The organism is Plantibacter sp. MMLR14_011 (assembly GCF_001865025.1).
GTDB lineage: Bacteria > Actinomycetota > Actinomycetes > Actinomycetales > Microbacteriaceae > Plantibacter > Plantibacter flavus_A.
Genome location: NZ_MJGW01000094.1, coordinates 87,204 through 96,979 on the forward strand (window position 1 = coordinate 87,204; position 9,776 = coordinate 96,979).

7 protein-coding genes and 1 pseudogene are annotated in these 9,776 nt (G+C 69.3%); 2 read left to right on the top strand and 6 right to left on the bottom strand.

Annotated elements, in window-relative coordinates; translation table 11 throughout:
* Positions 1–55: 55 nt before the first annotated feature.
* On the bottom strand, positions 56–2,884 hold the full coding sequence (gene secA / locus BIU99_RS18375; protein WP_064295237.1) for a preprotein translocase subunit SecA: 2,829 nt from the start codon (positions 2,882–2,884) through the stop codon (positions 56–58).
* A gap of 227 nt (positions 2,885–3,111) precedes the next feature.
* On the opposite strand from secA, the gene BIU99_RS18380 reads away from it, so the two are divergent.
* Positions 3,112–3,732 carry a PadR family transcriptional regulator gene (locus tag BIU99_RS18380; RefSeq protein WP_071262477.1) on the top strand — a complete coding sequence of 207 codons (621 nt, stop codon included), beginning with the start codon at positions 3,112–3,114 and terminating at the stop codon, positions 3,730–3,732.
* On the opposite strand, the gene hpf is transcribed toward BIU99_RS18380, so the two are convergent.
* From hpf to mtrA, 5 genes are all read right to left on the bottom strand, one after another.
* Entirely contained in the window at positions 3,707–4,351 is a 645-nt protein-coding gene (gene hpf, locus BIU99_RS18385; RefSeq protein ID WP_064295235.1) for a ribosome hibernation-promoting factor, HPF/YfiA family, read from the bottom strand. The genes BIU99_RS18380 and hpf overlap by 26 nt on opposite strands.
* A gap of 141 nt (positions 4,352–4,492) precedes the next feature.
* Positions 4,493–5,194 carry a ComF family protein gene (locus tag BIU99_RS18390; RefSeq protein ID WP_071262561.1) on the bottom strand — a complete coding sequence of 234 codons (702 nt, stop codon included), beginning with the start codon at positions 5,192–5,194 and terminating at the stop codon, positions 4,493–4,495.
* Positions 5,195–5,289: 95 nt separating this feature from the next.
* Positions 5,290–7,023: an LpqB family beta-propeller domain-containing protein gene (locus tag BIU99_RS18395; protein ID WP_071262478.1), complete on the bottom strand. Its 1,734-nt coding sequence runs from the start codon at positions 7,021–7,023 to the stop codon at positions 5,290–5,292.
* Positions 7,016–8,707 carry an MtrAB system histidine kinase MtrB gene (gene mtrB, locus BIU99_RS18400; protein WP_071262479.1) on the bottom strand — a complete coding sequence of 564 codons (1,692 nt, stop codon included), beginning with the start codon at positions 8,705–8,707 and terminating at the stop codon, positions 7,016–7,018. Before mtrB ends, BIU99_RS18395 begins: the two co-directional genes overlap by 8 nt.
* A 6-nt stretch (positions 8,708–8,713) precedes the next feature.
* Entirely contained in the window at positions 8,714–9,397 is a 684-nt protein-coding gene (gene mtrA / locus BIU99_RS18405; protein ID WP_064295232.1) for an MtrAB system response regulator MtrA, read from the bottom strand.
* 163 nt (positions 9,398–9,560) lie between these two features.
* Between mtrA and BIU99_RS20200 the strand changes: the two are divergent.
* Positions 9,561–9,776, top strand: a pseudogene (locus tag BIU99_RS20200) (hypothetical protein); the annotation flags it as partial.

The following is a 9,776-nucleotide window of genomic DNA, read 5'->3' on the forward strand; positions in this document are numbered from 1 at the left end:
CTCCGAACCGATGTCGCCATGGTCCGGAGGGCCCCCGTTTCGTGCCGGCGTGGGCCTACTTCTTCTTGCCCTGCTTGCGACGGTCCGAACGGTTGCTCGGAGCAGCCGCAGGGGCTTCTGACTGCTGACCGAAGGCCCCGCGCGACGCCTTCGCGGCCGGGGCCGCCTTCGTCGCGGGAGCCGCGTCGCCGGCGGGACGGTTCGTCTGCTGGAGGCGCTGTGCGCGTTCGGTGGCCGCCTTCTCGATCTGCCCGCGCTGATTGCGGACCTCGACCCCGCCCTGCTCGGTCGGTGCGGAGTAGCTGAGCTTCTCGGTGTCTGGGGTCTCCTGCGTGAGGCCCTTGGCCGTGATCGCCGGTGCGGCGGTGCCGGCATCGACCTCGCCGGCGACCTCGACCTCGAGGTTGAACAGGAAGCCGACGCTCTCCTCACGGATCTGGCCCATCATCTGCTGGAACATCGCGTAGCCCTCGCGCTGGTACTCGACCAGCGGATCGCGCTGCGCCATGGCCCGGAGACCGATGCCGTCCTTCAGGTAGTCCATCTCGTACAGGTGGTCGCGCCAGCGGCGGTCGATCACCTGGAGGACGACGCGGCGCTCGAGCTCGCGCATCGCCGGGGCGCCGAGCGACTCCTCGCGGTTGGTGTAGGCGAGTTTGGCGTCGGAGAGGATCTCGCGGCGCATGAAGTCGCGGTTGATCCGCCCCTTCGTCCCGGCCTCCTGGACGACCTCGTCGATCGTCAGGCCGACGGGGTAGAGCGTCTTCAGTTCTGCCCAGAGTGCGTCGAAGTCCCAGTCGTCGCCGTTACCCTCGCCGGTGTGCTCGTCGAGGACGTCGTCGACGACGCTCTCCAGGAACTGCTGCGCACGATCGTGGAGGTCGTCTCCCTCGAGGATGTGGCGGCGGTCGGAGTAGATCGCCTCACGCTGCCGGTTGAGGACGTCGTCGTACTTGAGCACGTTCTTGCGGATCTCCGCGTTCCGCGCCTCGACTTGCGACTGGGCGCTGCGGATCGCGCGGCTCACGATCTTCGACTCGATCGCGAGATCGTCGGGCACGTTCTGGCGCCCCATGAGGCTCTCCGCGGCTCCGGCGTTGAAGAGGCGCATGAGGTCGTCGGTGAGGGACAGGTAGAACCGGCTCTCGCCCGGGTCTCCCTGACGCCCGGAGCGACCGCGCAGCTGGTTGTCGATGCGGCGCGACTCGTGGCGTTCGGTACCGAGGACGTAGAGTCCACCGGCGTCGATGACCTTGTCGGCCTCCTCCTTGACTGCGGCCTTCACCTCGGTGAAGACCTCGTCCCACGCGGCCTCGTACTCCTCGGGGGTGTCGATCGGGCTGAGGCCCTTGGCGTTCATCTCCGCGACAGCGAGGAACTCGGCGTTGCCGCCGAGCATGATGTCGGTTCCACGACCGGCCATGTTGGTGGCGACGGTGACCGAGCCGAGTCGACCGGCCTGGGCGATGATCGCGGCTTCACGCGCGTGGTTCTTCGCGTTGAGGACCTCGTGCTTGACGCCCTTCTTGGCGAGGAGCCGCGACAGGTACTCGCTCTTCTCGACGCTCGTCGTGCCCACGAGGACCGGCTGGCCCTGCTCGTGGCGCTCGACGATGTCCTCGACGACCTGTGCGAACTTCGCCTCCTCGTTCTTGTACACGAGGTCCGACTGGTCGATGCGCTGCATGGGGCGGTTGGTCGGGATCGGGACGACGCCGAGCTTGTACGTCGACATGAACTCCGCCGCCTCGGTCTCGGCAGTACCGGTCATGCCGGACAGCTTCTCGTAGAGACGGAAGTAGTTCTGGAGCGTCACGGTCGCGAGGGTCTGGTTCTCGGCCTGGACGGCGACGCCCTCCTTGGCCTCGATCGCCTGGTGGATGCCCTCGTTGTAGCGACGTCCGACCAGGATGCGACCGGTGTGCTCGTCGACGATGAGCACCTCGCCGTTCATCACGACGTAGTCCTTGTCCTTCTTGAAGAGCGCGCGGGCCTTGATCGCGTTGTTCAGGAAGGAGATGAGCGGGGTGTTGGCGGACTCGTAGAGGTTGTCGATGCCGAGGTAGTCCTCGACCTTCTCGATGCCGGGCTCGAGCACGCCGACGGTGCGCTTCTTCTCGTCGACCTCGAAGTCCTCACCGGGCTCGAGTCGTACCGCGAGCCGCGCGAACTCCTGGAACCAGCGGTTCGCCTCACCGGAGGCCTTGCCGGAGATGATGAGCGGGGTCCGTGCCTCGTCGATGAGGATGGAGTCGACCTCGTCGACGACGGCGAAGAAGTGACCGCGCTGGACCATGTCCTTGGCCTGCCACGCCATGTTGTCGCGGAGGTAGTCGAAGCCGAACTGGTTGTTCGTGCCGTAGGTGATGTCGGCCGCGTACTGCTCGCGACGCTGCTCCGGCGTCTGCCCCTCGACGATCACACCGGTCGTCATGCCGAGCGCACGGAAGACGCGCCCCATGATCTCCGACTGGTACGACGCGAGGTAGTCGTTCACCGTGACGATGTGCACGCCCTTGCCGGCGATGGCGTTGAGGTAGGCCGGAAGGGTCGCGACGAGCGTCTTGCCCTCACCGGTCTTCATCTCGGCGATGTTGCCGAGGTGGAGCGCGGCGCCACCCATGATCTGGACGTCGAAATGACGCATGCCGATCGTGCGGCGTGCAGCTTCGCGAACCGCGGCGAAGGCCTCGGGGAGGAGGTCGTCGAGGGTCTCGCCGTTCTCGAAGCGCTCGCGCAGCTCGACGGTCTCGCTCTTCAGCTCCTCGTCGCTCAACTCCGTGAAGTCGTCCTCGAGGGCATTGACCGCCTTCGTGAGGCTGGTCAGCTTCCGGAGGATGCGACCTTCGCCGACGCGAAGGATCTTCTCAAGTGGTGAGGCCACGAATTGCTCTCCATTACGTGTTCCTGATCTCCGTCCTGGTCGACTGACCGGAACGGACGGGGTGCACCAGAACGGGGCAGTCCTCTGAACATGTTAGCGGGGAGTCCCTTGAGTGGACGCTGTGTATCGAGGGGCGGACGGATGTCGACGGAGCGCCGCCGCAGTGCGGGACGGACGGCTCACTAGGCTGGCGACACCCTACCGCGTAGGTAATTGATGGAGGTTCGATGTCGGTCAAGCACGGTCTGCTCGCGATCCTCGCGCTCGGTGACGACTACGGGTACCGTCTGCGTGGCGAGTTCGACCGGCGGACGACGCCCGACACGCCGCTCAACGTCGGCCAGGCCTATGCGACCCTCGATCGTCTCGAGCGGGACGGCCTCGTCGAGCGCGCCGCCGTGGACGCACAGGGGCATGTCTTCTACCGCATCACCGCCGACGGGCGCGTCGTGCTCGAACGCTGGTGGGCGACACCCGTCACGGCGAGCGCCTCGCGGGACGAACTCCCGAACAAGGTCGCCCTCGCGGCGTCACTCGACGGCGTCGACGTGTTCGGGGTCATCGCCGTCCAACGCGCGTGGGCACTCGATCTCGTACAGCAGCTCGACGAGGACCTCTCGGCGCTCCCCCCGACACCGCAGGGTGACATCGCGTGGATCGGGCTCGAAGCCAGACGGCGACGCTCCCTGGCCGAGCTCGACTGGCTCGAGGCGACCTCGGCACGCCTGCGCGTGCACGACGCCGTCTTCGAGGTCGGCACCGACATGCCACGACGCGGCCGCCCGGCGAACCGGGCGACCGCGTCGGTCGGGGTGCAGGACGCTAGTTCGAGCCGTCCTCGAGGCTGATCACGCCGTAGTCCCAGCCCTTGCGGCGGTACACGACGCTCGCCCGCTCCGACGAGGCGTCGATGAACAGGAAGAAGTCGTGGCCGACGAGTTCCATGCGGTCGACGGCGTCTTCGACGCTCATCCACTCCGCGGGGAATTCCTTCGTGCGGATGACGACCGGCGAGTACGCCTCCTGCTCCTCGTCCTCGTGGGTCAGCGTCGCGACGCTGCCGGTAGCGACCTGCTCGAGCAGCTCCGGCGCGGCAGGGGTGATGTCGACGCCGCTGAACCCCTCGCTGCTGGCGGCGTGCAAGGAGGTGCGGTGCTTGCCACGGTGCTCCTTCTTGCGGTCCTTCGAGCGGCGGACGCGCTCGAGCATCCGCGCGATCGCGAGATCGAAGGCCACGTACTTGTCGGAGCCGGTCGACTCCGCACGAACCAACGGTCCGGGGCCGACGAGCGTCAGCTCGACACGGTCCTCGCCCTTGCGCCCGTTGGCGTCGTGATGGCGGGACACCTTGATGTCGAGCGACTGCGCCTGCTCGACCAGATGGGCGACCTTCTCCGCCTTCTCGGTCGCGTACTCGCGGAACCGATCGGTGATGCCGAGTCCAAGTCCGACGATGTTGATATCCACGTTCGACCTCCTCATCCGGCTGACCACCCGGTCCCGGGCGGTCCTTTCACGCCGTTCTGCCACCGTAGTGCCCGAGCCTGCGGAAGTCATCAGCGGCGTTCAGGCAACGTTCATCTTCCGGTCTCGGGACTCACCGTCCGTTCACGGTCCGACCCTGGCGAGGGCCACGACACCGACCACGAGACCACCACCGTCGCGCATCGCCCGAACGGCCTCCCCGACGGTGGCCCCCGTCGTGACGACGTCCTCCACGAGGAGGAATCGGCGCCCGTCGAGCCGCCGCGCCGCGACCAGTGCCCCGGCGAGGTTCTCCAGACGCTCAGCCCGACCGAAGTCCCGCTGGTCGGCTGGCTGCCGCGCCCACCGCAGCGGGCGCGACGGTCTGGTGCCGAGCCGACGCACGAGCTGCTCCACCGGATGGAAGCCCCGATCGCGGGCGGCGCATCGCCTGGCCGGGATCGTCGCGATCTCCGGCGAGACGCCGCCCATCGCCCGGCTCGCCTCGAGCACGGCGGACCGGAACGCCGGTTCGAGCGCGGCGGCCAGCGGACGGACGAGGCCGGTCCGGGCGTCCTCCTTGTAGGCGAGGAGGACGGCGCCGACGAACTCGTCGTACCGACGGGCGGCGAGACCGGGGGTACCGCCCGCATCGCTCCACCGCACGAGGTCGGCATCGTCGTCGGTGGCCGCCGGCCGGACCAGACGCCCGAGGCAGTCGTCGCACAGCCCACGGTCAGGCGCACCGCATCCGGCGCACGTGACCGGGACCAGCAGGGCCCACGCGTCCAGGCAGGCTTCGCGGACATGAGCGAGGGGCGCACTTCGACTCGACGAGGATCGCATCATCCGATGGTCGCGCCCACGCAGCGCGTCCGGTGGCGCATCGTCCGAGACGCAGACGGCTCCGGGACTCCGGACGCGCTGTGGAGCGCGCTCACTCAGTCCGGCGACCCCAGCTGGGTCGCGATGAACCGGACGTCGCTGCCCGCCTCCTGCCAGCTCGATCCACGGGGCAACAGCAGCCGGCCGTCACTCGTGAGGGCACGCAGTTGAGTCGGCCCGTTGCCCCCGACCAGGTTCGTGACGTCCGCCAGCTTGGGCACGGGCGCGGAGCGGCCGCCGATCTGCTGCGTGACGATCGTCGTCCCGTCACCGCCGCCCAGCAGGACGGCGACCGTGATGTCGTCGACCCAGGTGACGGTCGTCGCCTCCGTGGACATCACCCGGAGCTCCACGGGGTCGCCGAGTCGCAACGGCGCGTTCCGGTCACCGCGGATGATCGCGGCGGCCACGAGCCGCGACTGCGTCCCGTCCCTGAGCAGCGCGACGAGGCGCGTACCCTCCCGGGACACCTGGATCGAATCGATCGTGGACGCGCCGGTCCAACTCGTCGCGACCTGCACCGTGCCACCCGCGGCGTCGTGCGCGAGCAGTGCGGACGGCGCCGCCGCCGGGACCGTCCAGGTGAAGCCGAACGGGTCCATCGTCGGCGGGAGGAGGCCCGGGCGGTTGTCGACGAGCCGGACGTCGCCGTCCGCCTGGATCACCGTGACGCCGGCGGCGGAACGGACCGCGGCCTGGTCATGGTCGGCGGACAACACGGCCGCGTCGGCCCCGGCCGCCACGACCGCCGCAGATATCCCCGGCACGGCCTCGAGCCGGTTCCCCGAGGCGAAGCCGAACTCGTCCCCGCGCTGGACGAGTGCCCGGGGGTCGACCCGTGGTGCGGCGAGCGACAGCGGCGAGACCGTCTGCGTGGAGTTGCCCACGACGGTGATCGCGACGTTCGAGACGGCGGCGACCCCGCCGACGCTGCCCGACAGCTGCACCAGGCTGCTGCTCAGTTGGAGCTGCATCCGCTGAAGGGTGACCGCGTCCGCCTGCAGGGCCGGTTTGGTCAGGTCCACGCGCGCGGTCCCTGCCTCGACCGGAACGGCGTCACTCGTGAGCGAGGTCCCCTCGGGGAACGCCGTCGCCACCGCACCCTTCAACCATTCGGCCGGTCCGTCGAGGAGCGCCCCGACGATCCTCGTCGCGGTCGACGCTCGCGAGGGGAACCAGCGCTGGTCGGGGACGAGTCGGGTGAAACTCGGGTCGAAGTAGCTCAGGGAGTAGGCCGCGAAGACGTCGGCGAACGTCGAGGACTCGAGGACGATGCCCGGCGGAGCAGCCGCGATCCGCCACTCCCCCCGCACCTGCTCGAAGGAGTAGGTCCAGCTGAGCGGCGACGAGTTCCCCGATTCGCGGTACTCACCCCGATCGTCGACCGCCGCGACGGGGCTGACGGTGAGTTGCACCGTGTCGGCGACCGGGGCGAACGTGCGGCCGCCCTGGTCGATGGTCACTCCGGCGTCGGGATCCCAGTCGGACCGGAGCGCCGGTGCGAGGAACTCCCGCGCGATCTCGTAGTTGTTCTGCGGGCTTGCGGCGGCGTCGATGAAGCCCCGGAGGATCTGCTCCGGCGTCGCCCCCTCGGCGGGGCCCGGCGCGATGAAGTTGACGTCGACGTCGCCGCCGTCCCCCTCGACCGTGCCGCCGTCCTGCACGGAGCCACCCCTCGGGATGCCCACGCAGGCGCTGAGCACCACCGCGAGGAGCATCGGCAGCGCCGCCGCAGCGATCCGACGTACTGCGGACCGTCGTCTCGGCGATCGTGCGGGGACGTCAACCATGAGCATCCTCCTTGTCGTCGTCCGTCGATCGCACGGTCGGGAGTGAGCGGGTCGTCGGCGCGGTGAGCTCGTCGACGATGGACTCGATCGCATCGTCGGGCGGCAGGCTGATGGGCGAGCGGACGATCTCCGTCCCGGGTTCGCGCGGGATGGTGAGGCGGAAGGACGAGCCGGCGGCGGGCTCCGACCAGACCTCCAGCCACCCCTCGTGCAGGACCGCGTCCTCGAGGGAGATCGCGAGCCCGAGCCCGGTCCCGCCGATGGTGCGCTTGCGCGACGGGTCCGCGCGCCAGAAGCGGTCGAACACGCGCTCGGTCGCCTCGCGCGTCATGCCCTGGCCGTAGTCGCGCACCGCGATCGCGACCGAGGACTCGTTGCTGTCCACCGACACCACGATCGGTTTGCCCTCGCCGTGCTCGATGGCGTTGCCGACGAGGTTGCGCACGATCCGCCGGATACGCCGCGGGTCCATCGGGACCGCAGAGTAGCCACCCGGTGCGACGATCCGGAGGTCCGAACCGGTGGGCTCCGCGAGCGGGCGGAGCTCCTCCACGACCTCTTCGGCGAGATGGACGAGACTCGTCGGTTCCAATTCGAGTTCGATGCTGCCCGCGTCGTAGCGGCTGATCTCCAGCAGGTCGGCCAGCAGGATCTCGAACCGCCCGACCTGGTCGTGGAGGAGCTCGGCCGTCCGCTCGGTGGCCGGTGGGAAGGAGTCGCGCTGGTCGTAGAGCACGTCGCCGGCCAGGCGGATGGTCGTCAGGGGCGTGCGCAGCTCGTGCGAGACGTCCGAGACGAACCGTTGCTGCACGAGCGAGAGCTCCGCGAGTTCCTTGATCTGCTTCTGCATGCTGGCGGCCATCCCGTTGAAGGAGCGGGCGAGGATGGCGAGCTCGTCCTCGCCCTTCTCGGGCATCCGCACGTCCAGGTCACCGCCGGCGAGACGTTGACTCGTCTCGGCGGCGAACCGGATCGGTGTCGCGACGAAGCGGACGATGAACCACGCGGCACCACCGACGAGGATCATGAGGCCGACGCCCGCGACGAAGAGCGTCCGTTGCACGAAGCCGAGTGTCTGCTCCGAGTCGCTCAGGTCGTAGCCGAGGTAGATCTCGTACGACCCCGCGGTCGGCATCGAGACCTCCGAGCCCACCACGATGCCGGCCGTCGACGAGCCGTCGGACGCGGTGAGGGTGACCGACTGCCACTGGAGGGTGTCCGGGTCGGCCCGGACCGCCTCGGTCAGCGCGTCGGAGATGACACCGCCGCCGAGCCCCGGCGATTCGAAGCCCGGGGGCGTGACCTGACTGAAGTCCTGGCCCGGTGCTCGGTAGGCGGCGATGAGGCTGCTGCCGGAGGTCGTCTGGAGATCGGTCCGCACGGTCCCCATGAGCTGCTGCAGGGCGACCCTCTCGCTGGCGTCGGACGCGTCGAGGATGCTCTGCGCCGAAGCGATGGCGCGACCGGAGCCTCCGAGCGCCTGCTGCAGCCGGGATTGGAAGAGGTCGTTGCCGATGCTGAACGAGAGGTAGGCACCGGTCAGGAGGATGGCGAGTCCGGAGAGGCCGACCGTGATCGCGACCGTCCGGAACTGCAGCGAGCGCCGCCACTGGGAGCGCACCTGCTGCGGCCACCTCCGCCACAGCCGCCAGTCGGCCGCCCAGCCGGCGAGTCGGGAGGCCATGTCGGATCAGCCGGTGACCGCGCCGGCGCGGTACCCGACGCCACGCACCGTCATGACGATCTTCGGGTTGTCGGGGTCTTCCTCGACCTTGGCGCGGAGCCGCTGCACGTGGACGTTCACGAGCCGGGTGTCGGCCTTGTAGTGGTATCCCCAGACCTGTTCGAGCAGCATCTCGCGGGTGAAGACCTGCTGCGGTTTGCTCGCGAGCGCGAGGAGGAGGTCGAACTCCAGCGGTGTGAGCCCGATGACGCCGTCGGCGCGACGGACCTCGTGGCCGGCGACGTCCACGGTGAGGTCGCCGATGCGGAGGGTCTCCGCGAGGTCCGCGGCCGGCGCGCGCAGCCGCGTGCGGATCCGGGCGACGAGCTCCTTCGGGTTGAACGGCTTCACCATGTAGTCGTCGGCGCCGGACTCGAGCCCCTTCACCACGTCCGCGGTGTCGGACTTCGCGGTCAGCATGATGACCGGGACGCCGGACTCCTGGCGGATCAGGCGACACACCTCGATCCCGTCGATCCCCGGGAGCATGAGGTCGAGGAGGACGAGGTCGGGCTTGGTGTCGCGGAACGCCTGGAGCGCGCCGCCGCCGTCCGCGCAGAACGACGGCTCGAAGCCCTCGGTGCGCAGCACGATGCCGATCATCTCGGCGAGTGCGGTGTCGTCGTCGACGACGAGAATGCGTGCGTTCATAGCTCCGTCTCGGGTGTGACCGGCCGGCCGCGCTGCCTGACCGGTGTCCTTACGTCTCGCCTCAGCGTAGTCGAAGTGTCCAGGAGAACCGCCGAACCGCCGGTCGCGGGCAGGCTCGGTGTGACAACATGGAAGGGTTCGAGACGGCGAGGGGGTGTTGCTGATGGACACGGAACAGCGAGCCGGGGGCGAGATGGGCGATCAGGATCCGAACCCGTGGGCGACGCCGCAGGGGCCACAGCAGCCGGTGGCGCCGGAGCAGGCGACACCGCAGCCGTCCCCACCGCAGCAGGAGTATCCGCAGCAGCCCGGCTCTCCGCCGCTAGTCCCACAGGGAGCCCCACAGCAACCCGGCTATCCGCCGCAGCAGGGATACCCG